The sequence below is a fragment of the Pluralibacter sp. genome, from assembly GCF_019237635.1.
Classification (GTDB): Bacteria; Pseudomonadota; Gammaproteobacteria; order Enterobacterales; family Enterobacteriaceae; genus Enterobacter_B.
Map to the genome: position 1 here is coordinate 57,091 of NZ_JAFAGS010000149.1, position 21,353 is coordinate 78,443.

At 56.3% G+C, this 21,353-nt stretch carries 23 protein-coding genes; 12 read left to right on the top strand and 11 right to left on the bottom strand.

The genetic code is table 11. From position 1 onward, the window contains the following. Nucleotides 1-31: 31 nt before the first annotated feature. From potF to rlmC, 6 genes are all read left to right on the top strand, one after another. Nucleotides 32-1,144, top strand: coding sequence for a spermidine/putrescine ABC transporter substrate-binding protein PotF (potF, locus tag JO226_RS17315; protein ID WP_293606997.1), 1,113 nt, complete (start codon nt 32-34; stop codon nt 1,142-1,144). A gap of 112 nt (nt 1,145-1,256) precedes the next feature. Next, entirely contained in the window at nt 1,257-2,390 is a 1,134-nt protein-coding gene (gene potG / locus JO226_RS17320) for a putrescine ABC transporter ATP-binding subunit PotG (protein WP_293607027.1), read from the top strand. 11 nt (nt 2,391-2,401) lie between these two features. After that, nucleotides 2,402-3,355: a putrescine ABC transporter permease PotH gene (gene potH / locus JO226_RS17325; protein ID WP_293606998.1), complete on the top strand. Its 954-nt coding sequence runs from the start codon at nt 2,402-2,404 to the stop codon at nt 3,353-3,355. Further along, nucleotides 3,352-4,197, top strand: a complete 846-nt coding sequence (gene potI / locus JO226_RS17330) for a putrescine ABC transporter permease PotI (RefSeq protein ID WP_293606999.1) — start codon at nt 3,352-3,354, stop codon at nt 4,195-4,197. The genes potH and potI overlap by 4 nt, the downstream gene beginning before the upstream one ends. 17 nt (nt 4,198-4,214) lie before the next feature. Beyond that, a complete protein-coding gene (locus tag JO226_RS17335; RefSeq protein ID WP_293607000.1) occupies nt 4,215-4,736 on the top strand; it encodes a YbjO family protein in 522 nt (173 codons plus the stop codon). 43 nt (nt 4,737-4,779) lie between these two features. Beyond that, nucleotides 4,780-5,907, top strand: coding sequence for a 23S rRNA (uracil(747)-C(5))-methyltransferase RlmC (gene rlmC, locus JO226_RS17340; RefSeq protein ID WP_293607001.1), 1,128 nt, complete (start codon nt 4,780-4,782; stop codon nt 5,905-5,907). Nucleotides 5,908-5,956: 49 nt separating this feature from the next. On the opposite strand, the gene JO226_RS17345 is transcribed toward rlmC, so the two are convergent. The 3 genes from JO226_RS17345 to JO226_RS17355 are packed head-to-tail and all read right to left on the bottom strand — an operon-like array spanning nt 5,957 to nt 7,612. Continuing rightward, entirely contained in the window at nt 5,957-6,202 is a 246-nt protein-coding gene (locus tag JO226_RS17345) for a pentapeptide MXKDX repeat protein (RefSeq protein ID WP_293607002.1), read from the bottom strand. Nucleotides 6,203-6,231: 29 nt separating this feature from the next. After that, nucleotides 6,232-7,002 carry a molybdopterin-dependent oxidoreductase gene (locus tag JO226_RS17350; RefSeq protein WP_293607003.1) on the bottom strand — a complete coding sequence of 257 codons (771 nt, stop codon included), beginning with the start codon at nt 7,000-7,002 and terminating at the stop codon, nt 6,232-6,234. 10 nt (nt 7,003-7,012) lie between these two features. Continuing rightward, complete coding sequence (locus tag JO226_RS17355; RefSeq protein WP_293607004.1) at nt 7,013-7,612, bottom strand: cytochrome b/b6 domain-containing protein; 600 nt, start codon at nt 7,610-7,612, stop codon at nt 7,013-7,015. Nucleotides 7,613-7,754: 142 nt separating this feature from the next. Here JO226_RS17355 and JO226_RS17360 point away from each other — a divergent pair, with 142 nt between their 5' ends. Beyond that, complete coding sequence (locus JO226_RS17360; protein WP_293607005.1) at nt 7,755-8,477, top strand: response regulator transcription factor; 723 nt, start codon at nt 7,755-7,757, stop codon at nt 8,475-8,477. Beyond that, the gene (locus tag JO226_RS17365) at nt 8,474-9,946 is read left to right on the top strand and encodes an ATP-binding protein (protein ID WP_293607006.1); all 1,473 of its coding nucleotides are present in this window, start codon (nt 8,474-8,476) and stop codon (nt 9,944-9,946) included. The genes JO226_RS17360 and JO226_RS17365 overlap by 4 nt, the downstream gene beginning before the upstream one ends. A 75-nt stretch (nt 9,947-10,021) precedes the next feature. Here the strand turns inward: JO226_RS17365 and artJ are convergent, their stop codons facing one another. From artJ to JO226_RS17395, 6 genes are all read right to left on the bottom strand, one after another. Further along, nucleotides 10,022-10,753, bottom strand: a complete 732-nt coding sequence (gene artJ / locus JO226_RS17370; RefSeq protein WP_293607007.1) for an arginine ABC transporter substrate-binding protein ArtJ — start codon at nt 10,751-10,753, stop codon at nt 10,022-10,024. A 172-nt stretch (nt 10,754-10,925) separates the two neighbouring features. Continuing rightward, nucleotides 10,926-11,594, bottom strand: coding sequence for an arginine ABC transporter permease ArtM (gene artM / locus JO226_RS17375; RefSeq protein ID WP_293607008.1), 669 nt, complete (start codon nt 11,592-11,594; stop codon nt 10,926-10,928). Next, a complete protein-coding gene (gene artQ / locus JO226_RS17380) occupies nt 11,594-12,310 on the bottom strand; it encodes an arginine ABC transporter permease ArtQ (RefSeq protein WP_293607009.1) in 717 nt (238 codons plus the stop codon). Before artQ ends, artM begins: the two co-directional genes overlap by 1 nt. 6 nt (nt 12,311-12,316) lie before the next feature. After that, the gene (artI, locus tag JO226_RS17385; protein ID WP_293607010.1) at nt 12,317-13,048 is read right to left on the bottom strand and encodes an arginine ABC transporter substrate-binding protein ArtI; all 732 of its coding nucleotides are present in this window, start codon (nt 13,046-13,048) and stop codon (nt 12,317-12,319) included. A 17-nt stretch (nt 13,049-13,065) separates the two neighbouring features. Continuing rightward, complete coding sequence (artP, locus tag JO226_RS17390) at nt 13,066-13,794, bottom strand: arginine ABC transporter ATP-binding protein ArtP (RefSeq protein WP_293607011.1); 729 nt, start codon at nt 13,792-13,794, stop codon at nt 13,066-13,068. A gap of 325 nt (nt 13,795-14,119) precedes the next feature. Further along, nucleotides 14,120-14,635, bottom strand: coding sequence for a lipoprotein (locus JO226_RS17395; RefSeq protein ID WP_293607012.1), 516 nt, complete (start codon nt 14,633-14,635; stop codon nt 14,120-14,122). 107 nt (nt 14,636-14,742) lie between these two features. Between JO226_RS17395 and JO226_RS17400 the strand changes: the two genes are divergently transcribed. From JO226_RS17400 to JO226_RS17415, 4 genes are all read left to right on the top strand, one after another. Then, a complete protein-coding gene (locus JO226_RS17400) occupies nt 14,743-15,066 on the top strand; it encodes a heavy metal-binding domain-containing protein (protein WP_293607013.1) in 324 nt (107 codons plus the stop codon). Continuing rightward, entirely contained in the window at nt 15,063-15,887 is an 825-nt protein-coding gene (locus tag JO226_RS17405; protein WP_293607014.1) for an N-acetylmuramoyl-L-alanine amidase, read from the top strand. Before JO226_RS17400 ends, JO226_RS17405 begins: the two co-directional genes overlap by 4 nt. Nucleotides 15,888-16,165: 278 nt before the next feature. Beyond that, a complete protein-coding gene (locus tag JO226_RS17410; RefSeq protein WP_293607015.1) occupies nt 16,166-16,789 on the top strand; it encodes a helix-turn-helix domain-containing protein in 624 nt (207 codons plus the stop codon). A gap of 132 nt (nt 16,790-16,921) precedes the next feature. Further along, a complete protein-coding gene (locus tag JO226_RS17415; protein ID WP_293607016.1) occupies nt 16,922-18,796 on the top strand; it encodes a potassium transporter Kup in 1,875 nt (624 codons plus the stop codon). 12 nt (nt 18,797-18,808) lie between these two features. On the opposite strand, the gene JO226_RS17420 is transcribed toward JO226_RS17415, so the two are convergent. Further along, complete coding sequence (locus tag JO226_RS17420) at nt 18,809-19,822, bottom strand: NAD(P)-dependent oxidoreductase (RefSeq protein ID WP_293607017.1); 1,014 nt, start codon at nt 19,820-19,822, stop codon at nt 18,809-18,811. A gap of 93 nt (nt 19,823-19,915) precedes the next feature. Continuing rightward, the gene (locus JO226_RS17425) at nt 19,916-21,352 is read right to left on the bottom strand and encodes an SDR family oxidoreductase (RefSeq protein WP_293607018.1); all 1,437 of its coding nucleotides are present in this window, start codon (nt 21,350-21,352) and stop codon (nt 19,916-19,918) included. Nucleotide 21,353 lies beyond the last annotated feature (1 nt).

The window sequence follows — 21,353 nt, forward strand, 5'->3', positions numbered from 1 at the left end:
ATGTTAACGGACGTTGATAAGGAAAAGAGATATGACCGCCTTGAGTAAAAAATGGTTAACGGGTCTGGTTGCGGGTGCGCTGATGGCCGTCTCTGCCGGCTCGCTCGCTGACGAACAAAAAACGCTGCACATTTATAACTGGTCAGATTATATCGCGCCGGACACGGTAGCGAACTTCGAAAAAGAAACCGGTATTAAAGTCGTTTACGACGTCTTCGATTCCAACGAAGTGCTGGAAGGTAAACTGATGGCGGGAAGCACCGGTTTTGACCTGGTGGTGCCGTCGGCGAGTTTCCTGGAGCGTCAACTCACCGCAGGCGTATTCCAGCCGCTGGATAAGAGCAAACTGCCGAACTGGAAAAACCTCGATCCTGAACTGCTGAAACTGATCGCCCGTCACGATCCGGAAAATAAATTCGCGATGCCTTATATGTGGGCGACCACCGGCATCGGCTATAACGTGGATAAGGTGAAAGCGGTGCTCGGTAAAGACGCGCCGGTAAATAGCTGGGATCTGGTGATGAAGCCGGAAAACCTGGAAAAACTGAAAAGCTGCGGCGTCTCCTTCCTTGACGCGCCGGAAGAAATTTTCGCCACCGTGTTGAACTACCTCGGCAAGGATCCGAACAGTACCAAAGCGGATGATTACACCGGCCCGGCGACCGACCTGCTGCTGAAGCTGCGTCCAAACATTCGCTACTTCCACTCCTCACAGTACATCAACGACCTGGCGAACGGCGATATCTGCGTGGCGATTGGTTGGGCAGGCGATGTCTGGCAGGCGGCAAACCGTGCAAAAGAGGCGAAGAATGGCGTGAATATTTCTTACTCCATTCCGAAGGAGGGGGCGCTGGCCTTCTTTGACGTTTTCGCGATGCCTGCCGATGCGAAAAACAAAGACGAGGCCTATCAGTTCCTCAACTACCTGCTGCGTCCGGACGTGATTGCCCATATCTCCGACCACGTTTTCTATGCGAACGCCAACAAAGCGGCGACGCCGTTGGTCAGCCCGGAAGTGCGTGATAACCCGGGTATCTACCCGCCAGCGGATGTACGTGTCAAGCTCTTCACCCTGAAAGTTCAGGATCCGAAGATTGACCGCGTGCGTACCCGTGCGTGGACTAAAGTGAAAAGCGGTAAGTAACGACTAAAGGCGCCAGGGTGGGGCAGTGCGCCCGACTCTGGTGCATAAAGTCAGTGATGAGTATGGCGTTCAGACCATACGACGTGTTTGTTTTCTGCCGGAGAGCACTGCTGTGAATGACGCTATCCCACGCCCGCAGGCGAAAACCCGCAAGGCGCTAACGCCGCTGCTGGAAATCCGCAACCTGACCAAATCGTTCGAGGGCCAACACGCCGTCGATGACGTCAACCTCACCATCTATAAAGGCGAAATTTTTGCACTACTTGGCGCATCGGGCTGCGGGAAATCGACGCTGCTGCGTATGCTGGCCGGTTTTGAACAGCCCACCGCCGGGCAAATTGTGCTGGACGGCGTCGACCTCTCGCAGGTCCCGCCGTATCAGCGTCCGATTAACATGATGTTCCAGTCCTACGCGCTGTTCCCCCATATGTCCGTGGAGCAGAACATCGCCTTTGGCCTGAAGCAGGACAAACTACCGAAAGCCGAAATCACTGCCCGGGTGCAGGAGATGCTGGGCATTGTCCATATGCAGGAGTTCGCCAAACGCAAGCCGCACCAGCTTTCCGGCGGTCAGCGTCAGCGCGTGGCGCTGGCGCGCAGCCTCGCCAAGCGGCCGAAGCTGCTGCTGCTTGACGAACCGATGGGGGCGCTGGATAAAAAGCTGCGTGACCGTATGCAACTGGAGGTGGTGGATATTCTTGAGCGCGTCGGCGTGACCTGCGTGATGGTGACCCACGATCAGGAAGAAGCCATGACCATGGCCGGGCGTATCGCCATCATGAACCGCGGTAAGTTCGTGCAGATTGGCGAGCCGGAAGAGATTTACGAGCACCCGACCACCCGTTACAGCGCCGAGTTTATCGGCTCCGTCAACGTCTTCGAAGGCCTGCTGAAAGACCGTCAGGAAGATGGTCTGGTCATTGATTCGCCGGGGCTGAGCCATCCGTTGAAGGTGGATGCCGACGCCTCAATTGTGGATAACGTGCCGGTGTACGTGGCGCTGCGTCCGGAAAAAATTTCGCTCTGTGAGGAGCCGCCCGCCGATGGCTATAACTTTGTTGTCGGGGAGGTTACCCATATCGCCTATTTAGGCGATCTCTCTGTTTATCATGTGCGTCTGAAAAGCGGTCAGATGATCAGCGCCCAGTTGCAGAATGAGCATCGTTATCGCCGGGGTCTGCCGACCTGGGGCGATGAGGTGCGTCTGTGCTGGGATGCCGACAGCTGTGTGGTCCTGACGGTGTAAGGAGAGGGTAGATGAGTGTCTTAGAACCACCGGCTCGCGCTAAGCAGCCGGGCGGATTTGCGCTGAGCCTGGCGCAACTGCAAATGAAACACGGCCGTAAGCTGGTGATTGCGCTGCCGTACATCTGGCTTATTTTGTTATTTATGCTGCCGTTCCTTATCGTGTTTAAAATCAGCCTTGCGGACATGGCGCGCACGATCCCGCCCTACACCAATCTGCTGGAGTGGGTGGACGACCAGATAACCCTGACGCTTAACATCGGCAACTTCCTGCAGCTAACGGACGATCCGCTCTATTTCGAAGCCTATCTGCAGTCATTGCAGGTGGCGGCGATTTCGACGGCCTGCTGTCTGCTGCTCGGGTATCCGCTGGCGTGGGCGGTGGCGCACAGCAAACCGTCGACGCGCAATATCCTGTTGCTGCTGGTGATTCTGCCGTCGTGGACATCGTTTTTAATTCGCGTCTACGCGTGGATGGGGATCCTGAAAAACAACGGCGTACTGAATAACTTCCTGATGTGGCTTGGGGTTATCGATCAGCCGTTGACCATTCTGCATACCAACCTTGCGGTCTATATCGGCATTGTGTACGCCTATCTGCCGTTTATGGTGCTGCCGATTTATACCGCCCTGACGCGTATTGATTATTCGCTGGTGGAAGCTTCGCTCGATCTTGGCGCGAAGCCGCTGAAGACCTTCTTCAGCGTCATTGTGCCGTTAACTAAAGGCGGAATTATCGCGGGTTCCATGCTGGTGTTTATTCCTGCGGTGGGCGAGTTTGTTATCCCGGAATTGTTGGGCGGCCCGGACAGCATCATGATAGGCCGCGTGCTGTGGCAGGAGTTCTTTAACAACCGCGACTGGCCGGTGGCCTCCGCCGTCGCCATCATCATGCTGCTGTTGCTTATCGTGCCCATCATGTGGTTCCACAAGCATCAGCAAAAACAGATGGGAGAACACGGATGAACAACTTACCGGTCGTTCGCTCTCCCTGGCGTCTGGTGATTCTGGCGGTCGGGTTTTTCTTCCTCTATGCGCCCATGCTGATGCTGGTCATCTACTCGTTCAACAGTTCTAAGCTGGTGACGGTATGGGCGGGGTGGTCCACGCGCTGGTATAGCGAGTTGTTCCACGATGATGCGATGATGAACGCGGTGGGGCTGAGTCTAACCATCGCCGCCTGCGCGGCGACGATGGCGTCGATTCTGGGTACCATCGCGGCCATGGTGATGGTGCGTTTCGGGCGCTTTAGCGGTTCTAACGGTTTTGCCTTTATGATAACCGCGCCGCTGGTTATGCCGGATGTGATAACCGGCCTGTCGCTGCTGCTGCTGTTTGTCGCTCTCGGTCACGCTATCGGCTGGCCGTCGGACAGGGGAATGTTGACCATCTGGCTTGCTCACGTCACCTTCTGTACGGCGTACGTGGCGGTGGTTATCTCCTCGCGTCTGCGCGAGATTGATCGCTCTATTGAGGAGGCGGCGATGGATCTTGGCGCCACGCCGCTCAAGGTCTTTTTCATCATCACGCTGCCGATGATCATGCCTGCGGTGATTTCGGGCTGGCTGCTGGCGTTCACGCTGTCGCTGGATGACCTGGTTATCGCGAGCTTTGTTTCCGGCCCCGGCGCGACGACGCTGCCGATGCTGGTCTTCTCCAGTGTGCGTATGGGGGTGAACCCGGAGATCAACGCCCTGGCGACGCTGATCCTCGGCGTGGTCGGGATTGTCGGTTTTATCGCCTGGTATCTGATGGCGCGTACAGAAAAGCAGCGGCTGCGCGATATCCAGCGTGCAAGACGAGGCTGAAGGATTTAAAATTTCCAGTGAAGTGCCGCGCGTGTCGCGGCACTGTTTTTCAGGGAAGTGAAACAGTGGGATTTTTTTCGAAAACGGGTCGCTCGCATGCCAGTCTCAACGTTCCTGCGCTGGTGCAGGTGGCGGCGCTCGCCATTATTTTAATCCGCGCCCTCGATTTGCTGATGATAGTCAACCTGCTGGGGGTTGGGGGTATGGAAGAGTTTGTCCATCGCAGCGTGCAGACCTGGACGCTGACGCTGGTGTTTCTTGCAAGCCTGGTGCTGGTGTTTGTGGAGATCTGGTGCGCGTTTTCAGTGGTCAAAGGCCGCAACTGGGCGCGCTGGCTCTACCTGCTCACGCAGGTGATTACCGCAGGCTACCTGTGGGCGGCGTCGCTGGGGTACGGCTATCCGGAACTGTTCAGCATTGCCGGTGAGTCGAAGCGGGAAATTTTCCGCTCGCTGATGATGCTAAAACTGCCGGATCTGCTGGTGCTGTTCCTGCTTTTTGTGCCTGCCAGCAGTCGCCGGTTTTTCCGCTTACAATAACGGTGGTACAATCCCCGCCCCTGGAATTCTGAAGGTTTTTTGTATGCAGTGCGCACTCTATGACGCCGGGCGTTGTCGTTCCTGTCAGTGGATTGAACAACCGGTTTCACAACAGCTCGTCGCCAAAATGTCCGATCTGCAGACGCGGTTGTCTGACCTGCCGGTTCAGGAGTGGTGCGCGCCGGTGAGCGGCCCGGAGCAGGGCTTTCGCAATAAGGCCAAAATGGTGGTCAGCGGCAGCGTGGAAAAACCGCTGCTTGGGATGCTGCACCGTGACGGCACCCCGGAGGATTTGACCGGCTGCCCGCTGTACCCCGCCACGTTTGCACCGGTCTTCGCCGTTCTGAAACCGTTCATCGCACGCGCCGGGCTGACGCCGTACAACGTCGCTCGCCAGCGCGGCGAGCTCAAGTACCTGCTGTTGACCGAAAGTCAGCTCGACGGCGGCATGATGCTGCGCTTTGTGCTGCGTTCGACCAGTAAGCTTGAGCAGCTTCGCGCCGCGCTGCCGTGGTTGCAACAACAGTTGCCGCAGTTGAAGGTCATTTCCGTGAATCTCCAGCCGGTGCATATGGCCATCATGGAAGGTGACGAAGAGATTTTTCTGACCGGGGCGCAGGCGCTTGCCGAAAACGTTAACGGCGTACCGCTGTGGATCCGCCCGCAAAGCTTTTTTCAGACTAACCCGGCCGTCGCCGCCAGCCTGTATGCCACGGCCCGCGACTGGGTGCGTCAGCTGCCGGTGACGCATATGTGGGATCTGTTCTGCGGCGTCGGGGGATTTGGCCTGCACTGCGCTACGCCGCAGATGTCGTTGACCGGCATTGAAATCGCGCCGGAGGCCATCGCCTGTGCGAAGCAGTCGGCGGCCGAGCTGGGGTTAACTCACCTGCATTTTCAGGCGCTCGATTCTACACAGTTTGCCACCGGACAGGGCGAAGTCCCTGAGCTGGTGCTGGTGAATCCGCCGCGTCGCGGGATTGGTGAAGCGCTTTGCGCGTATCTGGATCGGATGGCGCCGGACTATATCGTCTATTCGAGCTGCAACGCGCAGTCGATGGCAAAAGATATCGCCCGCCTGACGCATTACCGTATTGAGCGTGTGCAGCTGTTCGACATGTTCCCGCATACCGCCCATTATGAAGTGTTAACGCTATTGGTCCGCACCTGATTATTCGGCGTACCGGGGCAGCTTGTCGCGCCCCGGCAGCCGTGCGGTATTACTGGCTCATAGCGTCTTTTTTGCCCATCTCATCCTTTTTCATATTGTCCATTTTGCCCATTTTGTCTTTCCCCATGTGATCCTTACTCATTGAGTCCTTGCAGATGTTGTCTTTGCACATTTTGTCGTGCGGTTTCGACATGGTGTCTTTCGCCATACTGTCGTTGCTCATGGAGTCTGCTGCCTGAACGTTGGCCATAAACAGAACTGAAAGCACAGCGGCCGCGATGGTCATCTTTTTCATGGTATTGCCTCGTTGTTTACATTGTTGTGTTAACTGCCACCAAACCAGTTGTAACCCTGATCTTCCCAGTAACCGCCCGGGAAACGATTGGTGATTTCAATGACCTGAATATGCTTGGGATTTTTGTATCCCAGCTTGGTCGGGATGCGTAATTTCATGGGATAGCCATATTCCGGAGGGAGAGTCTGGTTATCCCACGTCAGCGCCAGCAGCGTCTGCGGATGCAGCGCGGTGGCCATATCGATGCTGGTGTAGTACTCGTCTGCGCAGCGGAAGCTGACGTACTTCGCGCGCATGTCGGCGCCGATGAGCGTCAAAAAGTGGCGAAACGGGACGCCGCCCCATTTGCCGATAGCGCTCCATCCTTCGACGCAGATATGACGGGTTATCTGGCTCACCTGCTGCATGCGGTACAGTTCAGGCAGGCTCCAGCGGCGGGTGTCGCGTACCAGCCCGCGGATCTCCAGCCGGTAGTCGCGCCCGTCGACCTGTGGAATATCCGCAGGACCGTAAAAGGCGTTAAACGGGAAAGGACGGGTAATTTCAGCAGGCGTGTACTCCGGCGCCAGGTGGCGGTCGCTAAACAGGAAGCCCTGGACCCGATCGTTAAAGCGCGACATTCGCAACAGAACGTTTTCCACATCGGCGTTATCGCTGATGTCACAGCCGGTCAGCATCATAATGCCGCCGAGGGTCAGCCCCTGGCGCAGCAGGCGACGGCGATCCGGGCTTAATAATTTTTCGGCGTCCTTCACCAGGTAATGCGCATCGCTGTCGGAGAGAGAGCGGTTTTTTTTCATTATCAGTTCCTTAGCGACCGCGCAGCATGGCCAGCAGCGTGCGCGGCACCAGCAGCACCATCAGCAGGTGAATGACGATAAACAGCGCCATCGCGCTCATGCAGAAAAAATGGATATAACGTGCTGTCTCATAGCCGCCGAGCAGCGTGCGCAATAGCGGAAACTGGACCGATTTCCACAGCACCAGGCCTGACAGCACCAGGCCTATGCCGTCGAGGAGAATCAGCAGATAGGCGATTTTTTGCACCATGTTGTAGTGGCGCAGGTCGGCGTGCTGAAGCTTACCGTGCAGCGCCTGAGAGAGGTCTTCTTTCAGCTGACGCAGCGACAGCGGGAAAAATTTATGCCGAAAGCGTCCGCTTGCCACGCCCAGTGAGAAATAGACTGCGCCGTTGATAACCAGCACCCACATCATGGCGAAGTGCCACTGTAGCGCGCCGCCGAGCCAGCCGCCGAGGGTAAGCTGCGCCGGAAAAGAAAACGGAAACAGGGGAGAGGCGTTATAAATGCGCCAGCCGCTGAACAGCATGCCCGCGATGGCAACGGCATTGACCCAGTGGCAGCAGCGTAGCCACAACGGGTGTACCGGTTCTGAAGGTGATGATTGCATGGTTGCGCTCTCCGTGAATGACATGAGCACATCATGGCGGTTTTATGGTCACCACATCCTCACGGAAGTTTAAATAAAATGTGATAACTTGCTGCGCCCGCCTGCGGTAAGCTTTTGGTAAAGACTTCGTGGGTAACTCGCTATGAATAACGCAAAGAAAATACTGCTGGTGGAAGACGATCGCGATATCGCGACTCTGCTGCGGCTGAACCTGCAGGATGAGGGGTATCAGATTGTCCATGAGGCGGACGGCGCCCAGGCCCTGGCGTTACTCGATAAACAGGTCTGGGATGCGGTTATCCTCGACCTGATGCTGCCCAACGTCGATGGCCTGGAGATTTGCCGCCGAATTCGCCAGATGGCCCGCTATCTGCCGGTCATCATCATTAGCGCCCGCACCAGTGAAACTCACCGGGTGCTGGGTCTGGAGATGGGGGCTGACGATTACCTGCCGAAACCGTTTTCCGTGCTGGAGCTCATCGCCCGCGTCAAAGCGCTGTTTCGCCGTCAGGAGGCGATGGGGCAGAACATCCGTCTGGAAGGCGGCATGATCAGCTGTCACGGTCTGACCATCGACCCGCTGGCGCGCGAAGTGCGTCTGCGCGGTGAGCAGGTCGAGCTCACGCCGCGCGAGTTTGACCTGCTGTACTGGTTCGCCCGCCATCCCGGCGAGGTGTTTTCCCGCCTGTCGCTGCTGGACAATGTCTGGGGCTATCAGCATGAAGGGTATGAGCATACGGTGAATACGCATATCAACCGTCTGCGGACCAAAATCGAGCGCGATGCCGCCGAGCCGGAGGTGATCCTCACCGTCTGGGGCAAAGGCTATAAGTTTGCCGTCGAGAAAACGGAGGCGCAGCCATGATCCGCCGCCTGACCCTGAGCCAGCGGCTGACGCTGGTGTTTACCGCGATTCTGCTGCTCTGCGCGGCGGCGGCTTGCGGCGTGCAGCTCCACAGCAGCAACCAGTACGGTAACGCGATGGTGCAGCGTTTGTCAGCCGGGCTGGCGCAGCAAATCGTCAGTAGCGAGCCGCTGCTGGACGGCGCCGGGCAGGTGAATCGCCAGACGCTAAAAACGCTGTTCGACCGCCTGATGACCCTGAATCCCAGCGTGGAGCTGTACCTGGTGTCGCCTGAGGGGCAACTGCTGGCCGATGCCGCGCCGTCGGGGCACCTGAAGCGCCAGCGCGTGGATATTGCGCCGCTGCAAACGTTTCTTGCCGGTAACGTCTGGCCGGTGTACGGCGACGACCCGCGCAGTCTGGATAAGCAAAAAGTATTCAGCGTGGCGCCCATTCGCCTGGACGGCGAGCTGCGCGGGTATCTGTATATTATTTTGCAGGGCGAGGAGTTCAACGCGCTGGCCGATGCGGCCTGGCAAAAGGCGCTGTGGAACGCGTTGCTCTGGTCGCTCTTGCTGGTGGCGCTGTTTGGCCTGCTGGCGGGCATGCTGGTCTGGTACTGGGTGACGCGTCCGGTAAAACAGCTGACGGCCGACGTCAGCGGGCTTGGGCAGGACAGCATCAGCGCGATTAAACAGCTGGCGTTGCAAACGCCGGATCCGCAGCCCGGCAATGAGGTGGCGGTGCTGCGCAATACCTTTATCGAGCTGGCGCGCAAAATCGCCGGTCAGTGGGATCAACTGGCCGACAGCGACCGCCAGCGCCGCGAGTTTATCGCCAACATCTCGCACGATCTGCGCACGCCGCTGACCTCGCTGCTCGGGTATCTGGAAACGCTGTCGATGAAGGCGGACACGCTGTCGCCGGAGGATAACCGACAGTATCTGGCGATTGCCCTGCGCCAGGGGCATAAGGTGCGGCACTTGTCCCAGCAGCTCTTTGAGCTGGCAAGGCTTGAGCATGGCGGTATCAAGCCGCAACTGGAGCGTTTTGCCATCGGCGAGCTGATTCAGGACGTGGCGCAGAAATTCGACCTGACGATAGAAACCCGACAGCTGCATCTGCAGGTCGATATGCCGCATTCCCTGCCGCTTATTAACGCCGACGTCTCGATGATCGAGCGGGTGGTGACGAATCTGCTGGATAACGCCGTGCGTCATACGCCGCAGGGCGGCACCATCAGGTTGAAGGTGTGGCAGGAAAATACGCAGCTACAGGTGGAGGTCGCCGACAGTGGGCCGGGGGTCGAGGCGGCGATGCGCGAGCAGCTGTTCCAGCGACCGTCCGCGCTCAGTCAGAAGGCGTCACGCGAGGCGCGGGGCGGCCTTGGGTTGCTTATCGTACGGCGTATGCTGGAGCTGCACGGCGGCGGTATTCGCCTGATGGACGCCACGTCCGGCGCCTGTTTCCGCTTTTTTGTGCCGTTATGACAAAAGCCGGGAGGTATGCACCTTTCCGGCTTTATTGGGTAGCCCCGGTAAGCGTAGCGCCACCGGGAAATGCGATCACTCAGGGAACCACTGATCGCTGATTTTCTTATAGGTGCCGTCAGCTTTAATGGCCTTCAGCGCATCGTTAAGCTGTGCCAGCAGCGCTTTGTTATCCGGACGAACTGCGATGCCAAGGCCAGTGCCGAAATACTGCGGGTCGGTCACTTTTGGCGTAGCGGCGCCGAGCTGCGGGTTGGTTTTCAGCCATTCGTTGACCACGGCGGTATCGCCGAATACGCCGTCAATACGGCCGTTTTTCAGGTCGATAATTGCATTCTGGTAGCTGTCATAGGCCACGGTTTTTACCTCAGGGTGTTTGTCCTGCAGGTATTTCTGGTGCGTGGTGCCGTTTTCCATCCCAATGCGTTTGCCCTTCAGGTCATCAAAGGATTTGAATTCCCCTTTTTTGGCAATCACCAGCGCGGAGTTGGCATAGTACGGGTCGGTAAACGATACCTGCTTGCTGCGTTCCGGGGTGATATCCATACCGGAGATGACCGCGTCATACTTTTTAAACTTCAGCGACGGGATCAGGCTGTCAAAGGCGTGGTTAGTAAAGGTGCAGTCAGCCTGCATCTGTTTGCACAGCGCTTTTGCCAGATCGATATCGAAACCGACGATTTGGTTGTTGGCATCCATGGATTCAAACGGCGGGTAGGTCGCGGAAACGCCGAAGTTAATTTTCTCCGCTGCGCTGGCGCCGACGGCAAAGGAAGCAAGCAGTGCGGCCAGAATGACTTTTTTCATCGTTGAACTCCTGTGTTCATTCTTATGATGTTGTGCCGTGTCTGAGGCATGAAACGTACAATGCCATCAAATGAATTTGTATGCAATATTTGTGTATAATTATTTTTTATTGATAATAAAAAAGGCGGATAACTAAATAGTTACCCGCCTTGTGGTGATATTTTATGCAGAATCAGTTGCGGCGTTCGAAGGCCAGCGCTTTGCGCTCAATCAGGCGCATCAGCAGCGTCAGCAGACCATTGACGATGAGGTAAATCACCCCGGCGGCACCAAACACCATCACATCGTAGTTACGGCCGTACAGTAGTTGACCGTGGCCCATCACTTCCATCAGGGTAATGGTGTAGGCCAGAGAGGTGCTCTTAAATACCAACACCACCTCGTTAGAGTACGACGACAGCGCGCGCTTGAACGCATAGGGCAGCAGGATAGCGAGCGTATCCTTTTTGTTCATCCCCAGCGCGCCGCAGGACTGCCACTGCCCGTCGGGGATCGCGCGGATAGCCCCGTAGAACAGCTGTGTGGTATAGGCCGCGCTGTTCAGCGACAACGCAATCATCGCGCACAGCCACGGCTCGGACAGCAGATGCCACAGAACCGGGTACTCCTGCAGCGACGGAAACTGCCCCGGGCCGTAGTAGATAAGGAAAATCTGCACCAGCAGCGGCGTACCGGTGAACAGCGTAATGTAGCCGCGAACGATCCACACCAGCACCGGCGTTTTTAACGTCAGGATGATGGTGAAAATCAGCGCCAGGATCAGCGCCACCACAATAGACGCCACGGTCAGCGTCAGGCTGGTGTTGAGCCCTTTCATCAGTTCGGGTAAATACTCAAGCATCAGCCTGGTCTCCGTTCAAAGCGAGTCGCGCGCAGGTCAATGCGTTTGAGGATGTACTGGCTGAGCAACGTAATCACCAGGTAGATAGCCGCCGCCACGATGTACCAGGTAAACGGCTCCTGGGTACGGGTCGCGATGCTTTTGGTTTGCAGCATCAGGTCGTTGACGCTAATGAGCGACACCAGCGCGGTATCCTTCAGCAGCACCAGCCACTGGTTACCCAGCCCCGGCAGCGCATGACGCCACATTTGCGGCATCACCAGACGGAAGAAAATCGCGCTTTTCGACAGACCCAGCGCCTGGCCGGATTCCCACTGCCCGATCGGCACCGCTTTCAGCGCGCCGCGCAGGGTCTGCGAGGCGTAGGCGGAGTAGAGCAGGGAGAGGGCTATCACGCCGCACAGGAAGGGGCTGACGTCAAAGTTCTCAATGTGCATCTGAACCGGGATCTTGACGATGCCCAGGTTAAGGGTAAAGCCGTCGGACAGCAGTAAAAGCAGCTGCGACGAGCCGAAATAGATAAACAGGACCACCAGAATTTCTGGTAATCCGCGCAGAATGGTCACCCAGGCCGAGCCAATCCATGCGACGGGGCGCCATTTCGCTGACTCCCAGACCGCAAAGATCATCGCCAATACCAGCCCGATGACCAGCGCACAAACGGCAAGGCCGACGGTCATCCCGGCGGCGCTTGCTAATGGAAACATTTCGTTCATCAAGAATTACTTCTGGAACCATTTGTTATAGATGGTCTGATACGTCCCATCCTGTTTAACTTTATCCAGCGCGGCGTTGAATTTCTGCTGCAGCTCGGTGTTGCCCTGACGTACGGCGATGCCGAGGCCGGTGCCGAAGTAATCTTTATCCGTCACCTTATCGCCAACCGCCGCCAGCTTGTCGTTAGCGTTCAGCCATTCGGTGACCACGGCGGTATCGCCGAATACGGCGTCGATACGGCCGTTTTGCAGGTCAAGTTTGGCATTCTGGTAGCTGTCGTAAGGGACAGTGGTGATTTCCGGGTGCTTATCGGTAATGAATTTCTGGTGGGTGGTGCCGTTTTGCACGCCGACTTTTTTGCCTTTCAACTGATCGATAGTGACGTATTTGCCTTTCTGGCCGATAAACAGCGCCGAGTTATCGTAGTACGGCTTAGAAAACAGCACCTGCTTTTCACGCTCCGGCGTGATGTCCATACCGGCCATCACCGCATCGATACGGCGGAATTTCAGGCTCGGGATCAGGCTGTCGAACGCCTGGTTGGTAAAGGTGCAGGTTGCGTCGATTTCTTTACACAGCGCGTTCGCCAGGTCGACATCGAAGCCGACAATCTTGTTGTTCGCGTCCATGGACTCAAACGGAGGGTAAGACGCTTCGGTCGCGAAACGAATGGTTTCTGCGGCTGTAGCAGAAAGGCTGACGCTTGCAAGCAGCGCGGCAATCAGAACTTTTTTCATTGTCATTGTCCCGGGTGTCAGTGTGAAAGATAGTGTTTAAACGCTTCGGTTTGCGGCACGGTAAAGCAGCTCGCATCCCCTTGCTCAATAATGTGACCGTTTTCCATATACACCACACGGCTGGCGGTTTTACGCGCCACTTCCACTTCATGGGTGACGATCACCTGAGTAATGTTGGTTTCCGCCAGTTCGCGGATGATGCTGACGATTTGCGCGGTAATTTCTGGGTCCAGCGCGGCGGTCGGTTCGTCAAACAGCAGCACCTGCGGCTCCATCATCAGCGCGCGGGCAATGGCCACGCGCTGCTGCTGACCGCCGGAGAGATGCAGCGGATAGCGGTCGCTATAAGGCTTGAGGCGCAGACGTTCGAGCAGCTTTTCCGCGCGGGCCAGCGCCTGGTCTTTGGACAGCCCCAGCACACGGCAGGGCGCCTCAATCAGGTTTTGCTGTACGGTCAGGTGCGGCCACAGATTGTACTGCTGGAACACCATACCGACGTTCTGGCGCAGGTCACGAATGGCCTTATCAGACGGCGTCTTTGCAAAATCGAATTGATTCCCGGCGATTGAGAGCGTACCTGAGCGCGGCATCTCCAGCAGGTTAAGCACGCGCAGTAAGGAGCTTTTCCCCGCGCCGCTTGGGCCAAGAAGCACCAGCGTTTCGCCCTCCGGGCAGTCAAGCGTGATGTCGAACAGCGCCTGGTGTGCGCCATAGAAGCAGTTAATGCCGTTTAGTCTGATACTCATCCGGATAATCTGATACTGATAGCTATTGAGGCCGCAAATAGTAACGTTGACAGAATAGTTATGCAATATTTATGCGTTAAAACTTAAATGTAAACCATGTTTACTCTTAAAGTTAGCACAAAATAGCGGTGGTTGATGGCGGGCAAGACAAATGTTGGCATCCACAGCGGAATGTCAGACATTTTATACCCGTCATACTTCAAGTTGCATGTGCGTTGGCTTTCCTCGCTCACCCCAGTCACTTACTTGAGTAAGCTCCTGGGGATTCGCTGCGTCGCCGCCTTCCTGCAACTCGAATTATTTAGGGTATAGCGGGGTTACTACTTTAGCGCTGTTCCAGCGACTGACGCAGTGTACCGGCTGGCGCATGGGCGGTACCGCCGAGGTAGCGTACGTCATCAACAGCCCAGCACTGACCCTCGCGGATCATCAACACTTCATCCTGCCAGCTTTGCGTACCCTGCTTCAGGGAGACGCGCAACGGAATGTTGCGGGCATCGGTATTCGGGATGGTTGAGGCGCTGGCAACGTCCGCGCTGTCCGGCAACGTCGTGCGGCTGGAGAAAGGGTCGGTTTGCAGCAGGGCGCGCTTGTTTGGATCGTTGTTGGTGTCGTTAAGCAGTTTTGCCAGCGAGTCGCTCAGATATGGGCGCAGCGCGGTGAGATCGTTGTTACGCTGTTGAATGCGGTAATCGTAAAATTTCTGTGCCACCGTATCCGGGCCGCCCTCAATGCAAGGACCGCTGCGGGTGCCGATATCTTTAAACGCGGGTGTGACGGTGGTGCAGGCGCTGAGGAGCAGCGCGCAAGGAACAAGAAGGGCAGCAACGGAGTAGCGCATGGTGATTTCCTTATAAACGGACTACGGTATTTAGTGTTTTCAAGCATAGCGTATTGGTACAATTGTGTGTTTGATTAACAGAGCTAAGGCATTGAAGGAGAAATAGTATGCAATTCTCTACCACCCCAACCCTGGAAGGGCAGACCATTGTGGAATACTGCGGTGTCGTGACCGGGGAAGCTATCCTTGGCGCCAATATTTTCCGTGATTTTTTTGCCGGAATCCGCGATATCGTCGGCGGCCGTTCTGGCGCGTATGAAAAAGAGCTGCGTAAAGCACGGGAGATAGCTTTTCAGGAACTGAGCGAACAGGCGAAAGCGCTGGGCGCCGATGCGGTCGTCGGGATCGATATCGATTACGAAACGGTTGGCAAAGACAGCAGCATGCTGATGGTGAGCGTCAGCGGGACGGCGGTGAAAGTCCGCCGATGAAAAAGGCGCTACTGCTGCTTGCGCTACTGCTTGCCGGGTGCGCCAGCGAGAAAGGGATCGTCGATAAAGACGGTTATCAGCTGGACACCCGCCATCCTGCGCAGGCAGCGTATCCGCGTATTAAAATCCTCGTCATTCACTATACGGCGGGGGATTTTGACGTGTCACTGGCGACCCTCACCGACCGGCAGGTCAGCGCCCACTATCTGATCCCCGAAAATCCCCCTTTGCATCACGGCAAACCCCGTATCTGGCAACTGGTGCCGGAGGACGAACTTGCCTGGCATGCGGGCGTCAGCTTCTGGCGCGGCGCGACCCGCATTAATGACACGTCTATCGGTATTGAGCTGGAAAATCGCGGCTGGCGGAAGACTGCTGGCGTAAAAAGCTTCGCGCCGTTTGCGCCGTCGCAGATTGCCGCGTTGATCCCGTTGGCGAAAGATATCATCGCTCATTATCACATTGCGCCGCAAAACGTCGTCGCCCATGCCGATATTGCGCCGCAGCGCAAGGATGACCCCGGCCCGCTGTTCCCCTGGCAGGCGCTGGCAAGCCAGGGCATCGGCGCGTGGCCGGACCCCGCTCGCGTCGCGTTTTATCTGGGCGGTCGCGTACCCTCAGCGCCGGTCGATACGGCATCGCTGCTCGATCTGCTCGCCCGTTACGGTTATGAGGTGCAGCCAGGCATGACACCCGCACAGCAGCAACGGGTCATCATGGCTTTTCAGATGCACTTCCGGCCTGAGCGCTGGGATGGGGTAGCCGATGCGCAAACCCAGGCTATCGCCGAAGCGTTGCTGGAGAAATACGGGCAGGGGTAAGTCCTCCCCCCGTGTCTCTCGATGAGGGGGAAATATTCACGACATTTATTGATTTTAATGAAAGTATATAATGAATTAATTTTTTCTTAATTGACTCTGGTTTTTTCTTAATTAACATAGCTTACGCTTGTGAGATAATTCTCAAATACACGCACTCTCGTTATTCTCGTTACTGAAAATCATAATGCTCGCTGTGGAAGTGATGTTGTTGAGGTCTTTCTTGTGTTGCTTTTTCTGCATGCCACGCAACTGATTTTTATGGGGTTATAGGTGATGTCATGTTAAGTATTTACCGGGATAAAATAAAACCTGTCGATGAGGTTAATTACTTGATCTCATTAACAGATGGTTTTCCTGAAAAGCACATCAAAAAATGGCAGCGTTTAAATTATGTTAATTCAGAGTATGTTTATGTTGTTTTAAATGGTGAGTTTGAATACCGACGTATTTACGACGATCTTTGTCTCTTTACCGCCAGGAACCCGTTCATGTTTGGGATTACCAGCATATTTAACGATGTTGGTCATGTTTATGGCCTGGCCCGAAGCGAACTCATCGTCAGAATGATCAAAAAATCAGAATTTATTGCCTTACTGACTCAGGCCAATGCGTGGTCGCAAATGACTAAAATCCTGACCTGGTATTTACTGGTTGCTAACAAGCGTGATGATATTCTGGTGGCGCGTAGCGCCTATGACGTAATCCGCGAGTTTTTGCTGGAAATTAATGACTTAATTATCCTCGGTCAGCATAAAATAAATATTTATGACTACATTCAGGAGTACACCAATCTGGCGCGTAGCACTATTGTTAAAATACTCTCCGAGCTGAAGAGAGGGGAGTATATTGAGGTTGATAAAGGCCATTTAATAAAAATCAATTCATTACCTGTTAAGTATTAAAATGTCACGCCGGTGAGTTGCCATTTTTTGTGCCCTTGTGCGCCGTTTACCCTTTATACACACTATACTGATGAAAGCGGTACGCTTTTTGCGGTCCGGGAATCTGTTTTCGCGTCAATAAAGGGATAACATATGTCGCACGCAAATGTCTCCGATTCGTCAACCCGCTCGCCGCTGTTTTTACTGGCGATTGGGGCGCTGGGTATTGTGTTTGGCGATATCGGCACCAGCCCGTTGTATACCTTCAATGCAGTGCTTCAGCTCGCGGGTGATAATACCCAACCGGAAACCGTCCTCGGCGCGCTATCGCTGCTGTTCTGGACGCTCATCCTCATCACCTCGGTGAAGTATGTCATGCTTGCCATGCGCATCGACAACAACGGGGAAGGCGGTATCCTGGCGCTGATGTCGTTGCTGACCGGCAAGGGGCAGCAGCATCGGGCCATCATCTTTGCCGGGCTGTTTGGCGCGGCGCTGGTGTATGGCGATGGCGCGGTGACCCCTGCTATTTCCGTGCTCTCCGCGCTGGAGGGGATGGAGCTTATCATTCCGGGCGTGACGCCCTATATTCTGCCGATCACCATCGCTATTCTGGTCGCCATCTTTTCCGTTCAGCATTTCGGTACAGCCCGTATCAGCAAATGGTTTGCGCCAGTGATGGTGGTTTGGTTTATGAGCATGGCGATGCTCGGCGTTCACGGCATCATACTGAACCCTGAAGTGCTGAAGGCGCTGAACCCCTGGTACAGCATCCATTTTCTGTTTTCCAACGGCTATGCCAGCTTCGTGATTCTGGGCGGCGTGTTTCTGTGCGTCACCGGCGCGGAGGCGCTGTATGCCGATATGGGGCACTTTGGCAAACGGCCGGTGTGGTTCGCTTGGTTTGGTCTGGTTTTCCCTTGCCTGCTGCTCAACTACGCGGGGCAGGCGGCCTTTATTCTGGCCAATCCGCACCTGACTGATAATATTTTCTATCGGCTGGCGCCGTCGGTACTGCGCGGGCCGCTGATCGTTCTTGCGACGCTGGCGACCATTATCGCCAGCCAGGCTATCATCACTGGCGCGTTTTCGATGACTCGCCAGGCGATTCAACTCGGCTGGCTGCCGCGGATGCGGATCACCCAAACGGCAGAGGATAATTACGGGCAGATTTATATCGGCGCGGTGAACTGGGCGCTGATGGCGGCGACGCTGGCGTTGGTGCTCTTTTTCCGTTCGTCGGCAGGGCTTGCATCGGCGTATGGTATCGCCGTGTCGCTGACGATGCTGATGACGACATGCCTGCTGTTTATTGCGATGCGGCAGATCTGGAACTGGGGACGCGTCTCCTGCGCCCTGGTGGCCGGGGCGTTTCTGGTGATTGACAGCAGCTTTGTGGCGGCGAATATGGCGAAGCTAATGAACGGTGGCTATATCCCGCTGCTGCTTGCTGCCGCGCTCTGCATACTGATGATTATCTGGCGTCGGGGAACGACGCAAATCGCCCGCAGTATTAAGGAAGACCCAGTTACCATGACGTCCTTTTTACAGACCCTCCGTGAGAACACCGTTGCCCGGGTGCCCGGAACCGGGATTTTCTTGTCCAAGCAACCGGATATTACCCCTGCGGTGATGTCGTGGCACGTAGCCCGTAACCATGCGCTACAGCAAAACCTCATTGTGACTACGATAGAAATCGCCATGATACCGCGCGTCGCCAGCGCGGCGCGGGTGCAGGTACGGAAAGTCGATGAAAACGTGTATCGGGTGATGGCGCGCTACGGTTTTATGGAAACACCGAACATTCCGCAGCTGCTACAGGGCATTGAGCTGTTTAAACAGGTCGATTTCGCGGATGCCACCTACTATATCGGGCATGAGTCGATCGTCGGGGCGCCGCATCACGGTTTGCCAGCCTGGCAGCGTAAACTGTTTGTCTTTATGAAGCGCAACAGCTCGCACGTTACGGATTACTACTCGTTGCCGCACAACCAGGTTATCGAGATTGGGCGTCAGGTCAGTATCTGACGCCAGGCAGGCTTAACGGTGTAGTTTACCGTGATCTTTCAGCCAGTGTGCGGTGCGCACAATGCCTTCATCCAGCGTGACGACGGGCTGGTAGCCCAGCTCTTCGCGGGCGCGGGTGATGTCGAGGGTAAAATCGAAGTTCAGCTTCGATACGCCATAGTGGGTGAACGAAGGCTCTTTCGCCGATTTATTGCCGAAACGTTCCATGCTGCGGGCCACCATATCGAGCATCGGGTAGGGCACAGAGCGAATGCGGCAGGTAATGTCCAGCTCGTCGATAAGCTTTTGCACGATGCTTTTCAGGCTACGTGGTTCACCGTTGGTGATGTTGTAGGCTCTGGCCGAGGCGAGCTTATCGCAGGCAGGCTGGCTTGCCAGCCACATGGCATGGACGGCGTTTTCGTAGTAGGTCATATCCACCTGCGCGCTGCCGCCGTGCGGCAGCAGCACGCTGCCGTAGTGATGCATCATCTGCGCCAGACGCGGAATAAACACCTTATCGTGCGGCCCGAACAGGCTCTGTGGACGCAGAATGGTAAAGCGGGTGTTGGGGTTTGCCTGCGCCAGCAGGTTGATGACTTCTTCACCGGCCGCTTTGCTGCGGGCGAATTCATTGGCGAAACGGCGCGGACGGAAATCTTCGGTGATGCCGCGATGGTGGTGGTAGTCGAAATAGAGCGACGGCGACGAGATATGAATAAAGTTTCGCACGCCCCAGGCTACCGACCACTCACCCAGACGGCGGGTGGCGCGGACGTTCGCCAGGTCAAACGCTTCCTGTGTTCCCCACGGCGAGGTGAAGCTTGAGCAATGCCACAGCGTGTCGATTCCGGCCAGCATCACTTTGGCCTGCGAGGAGACCAGCTCGGTTAAATCCGCGTGCACGAACTCGGCGCCCATTTTTTCCAGCAGCCGACCCATCGCCTCATTTCGCCCGGTCGCCCGGACGCTGATGCCTTTGCGACGCAGATATTCCACCGCATTGCGGCCTAAACCGCTGGTGGCCCCGGTGACCAGTACCTTCATATCAATCCACTGTGTCCGAAAAGAATTTCGTGCGCATTTTTCCGTGAATTCCGCTGAGTTGCAATGGGAAACTGCGAAGAAAAACGCCTGGATTTAGACTTTGTCTGTGATTTCCTCTGCAAGCTTCGCAATTCGTTTTGCCATTCCGCGGAAAATAAACAGGTGCGCGGGGATCATGAACAGCCAGTAAAACAGCCCCGGCATACCGTGCGGATGCCACCAGGCGCGGACGTCGAGCTCGCGGTGCGTACCTTTATCGCTAAACGAAAAGGTCAGCCGCCCTAGCCCTGGCGCCTTCATACCGAACAGCAGCGACAGCTGCTTTTCCGGCTCGACGATGATCACTTTCCAGCTATCGACCGTATCGCCGGTTTGCAGGTACTCGTGGGACGGACGGCCCTTTTCCAGCCGATGCCCGACCAGCAGGTCGAGCCAGCCGCGGATCTGCCAGAGAATATTGCCGAAGAAATAGCGTTCTTTACCGCCGATGCGGTTAACGATTTTCCACAAGGCGCTCAGGCTGGCGGTGGTTTTCACCGAGCACCCCGCCTGTTTGGGGTAGTAGCCATATTCCGGACGCCAGCGGGCGAAGGCCTGGGCGTCATAACCCCAGTCGCTGGAGTTGGCCAGGTGCTCTTCTTCTTTCAGCGTACTGCGCACCGCATCGTCAAACGGAATAAGCTGCTGGGGAATCAGCGCCCGCAGCGCGCGATCGTCCGCCAGCAAATCGTGTCGCAGCCCCTGGATCAGCGCTTTTGCGGTGGTAGGCGGCACCGAGGTGATGACGTTCAAAAACCACACCGAAATCCAGCGGGTGGGAAAGGGGACTGGCACCAGCAGGCGATGGCGGCCGCTTATCGCCATAAAATGTTCGAACTGCTGCTGGTAGCTCAGCACGTCCGGGCCTGCCGCTTCAAACACCCGATTGGTGTTGCCGGGATGATGGAGTAACGCCAGAAGGTAGTGCATCAGGTTTTCCAACGCGATGGGCGTGGTGCGCGATCGTACCCAACGCGGCGGGGTGAGCACCGGCAGGTTATAGACCATATCGCGCATCACCTCGAAGGCGGCGGACCCGGCGCCGACGATGATCCCGGCGCGCAGTTCCGTTACCGGGACCCCGCTTTCGCGCAGGATATCGCCGGTTATCTGACGGGCGCGCAGATGGTCTGACTGTTCATGCTCAGGGGCCTGTAGCGAGCTCAGGAAGATAATTTGTTTAACCGGGACTTCACGTAGCGCGTCGCGGACGTTAAGCGCCACCTGGCGCTCATGGGCGACAAAGTTACCGCCTTCACCCATGCCGTGCACCAGATAGTACAGCGTATCGATACCGTCGAGCAGCGCAGGCAACCCCTGCGGCCAGTTAAGATCGATGTGATGGCAACTGACGCCCGGCAGCGCCAGCTTTTGCAGGCGGTCAATGCGCCGTGCCGCCGCCCGAACGGTGTAGCCCTGTTGGCTCAGCGCGGTCACCAGATGCTGGCCGATATAGCCGCTGGCGCCCAGCACCAGAATGGGTTGCGACACG

Bases quoted from the DNA above. Each gene is read 5' to 3' on its own strand.
- potF (WP_293606997.1), top strand. From the start codon at position 32: ATGACCGCCTTGAGTAAAAAATGGTTAACGGGTCTGGTTGCGGGTGCG.
- potH (WP_293606998.1), top strand. From the start codon at position 2,402: ATGAGTGTCTTAGAACCACCGGCTCGCGCTAAGCAGCCGGGCGGATTT.
- potI (WP_293606999.1), top strand. From the start codon at position 3,352: ATGAACAACTTACCGGTCGTTCGCTCTCCCTGGCGTCTGGTGATTCTG.
- rlmC (WP_293607001.1), top strand. From the start codon at position 4,780: ATGCAGTGCGCACTCTATGACGCCGGGCGTTGTCGTTCCTGTCAGTGG.
- JO226_RS17345 (WP_293607002.1), bottom strand. From the start codon at position 6,202: ATGAAAAAGATGACCATCGCGGCCGCTGTGCTTTCAGTTCTGTTTATG.
- JO226_RS17350 (WP_293607003.1), bottom strand. From the start codon at position 7,002: ATGAAAAAAAACCGCTCTCTCTCCGACAGCGATGCGCATTACCTGGTG.
- JO226_RS17355 (WP_293607004.1), bottom strand. From the start codon at position 7,612: ATGCAATCATCACCTTCAGAACCGGTACACCCGTTGTGGCTACGCTGC.
- JO226_RS17360 (WP_293607005.1), top strand. From the start codon at position 7,755: ATGAATAACGCAAAGAAAATACTGCTGGTGGAAGACGATCGCGATATC.
- JO226_RS17365 (WP_293607006.1), top strand. From the start codon at position 8,474: ATGATCCGCCGCCTGACCCTGAGCCAGCGGCTGACGCTGGTGTTTACC.
- artJ (WP_293607007.1), bottom strand. From the start codon at position 10,753: ATGAAAAAAGTCATTCTGGCCGCACTGCTTGCTTCCTTTGCCGTCGGC.
- artM (WP_293607008.1), bottom strand. From the start codon at position 11,594: ATGCTTGAGTATTTACCCGAACTGATGAAAGGGCTCAACACCAGCCTG.
- artQ (WP_293607009.1), bottom strand. From the start codon at position 12,310: ATGAACGAAATGTTTCCATTAGCAAGCGCCGCCGGGATGACCGTCGGC.
- artI (WP_293607010.1), bottom strand. From the start codon at position 13,048: ATGAAAAAAGTTCTGATTGCCGCGCTGCTTGCAAGCGTCAGCCTTTCT.
- artP (WP_293607011.1), bottom strand. From the start codon at position 13,794: ATGAGTATCAGACTAAACGGCATTAACTGCTTCTATGGCGCACACCAG.
- JO226_RS17395 (WP_293607012.1), bottom strand. From the start codon at position 14,635: ATGCGCTACTCCGTTGCTGCCCTTCTTGTTCCTTGCGCGCTGCTCCTC.
- JO226_RS17400 (WP_293607013.1), top strand. From the start codon at position 14,743: ATGCAATTCTCTACCACCCCAACCCTGGAAGGGCAGACCATTGTGGAA.
- JO226_RS17405 (WP_293607014.1), top strand. From the start codon at position 15,063: ATGAAAAAGGCGCTACTGCTGCTTGCGCTACTGCTTGCCGGGTGCGCC.
- JO226_RS17410 (WP_293607015.1), top strand. From the start codon at position 16,166: ATGTTAAGTATTTACCGGGATAAAATAAAACCTGTCGATGAGGTTAAT.
- JO226_RS17415 (WP_293607016.1), top strand. From the start codon at position 16,922: ATGTCGCACGCAAATGTCTCCGATTCGTCAACCCGCTCGCCGCTGTTT.
- JO226_RS17420 (WP_293607017.1), bottom strand. From the start codon at position 19,822: ATGAAGGTACTGGTCACCGGGGCCACCAGCGGTTTAGGCCGCAATGCG.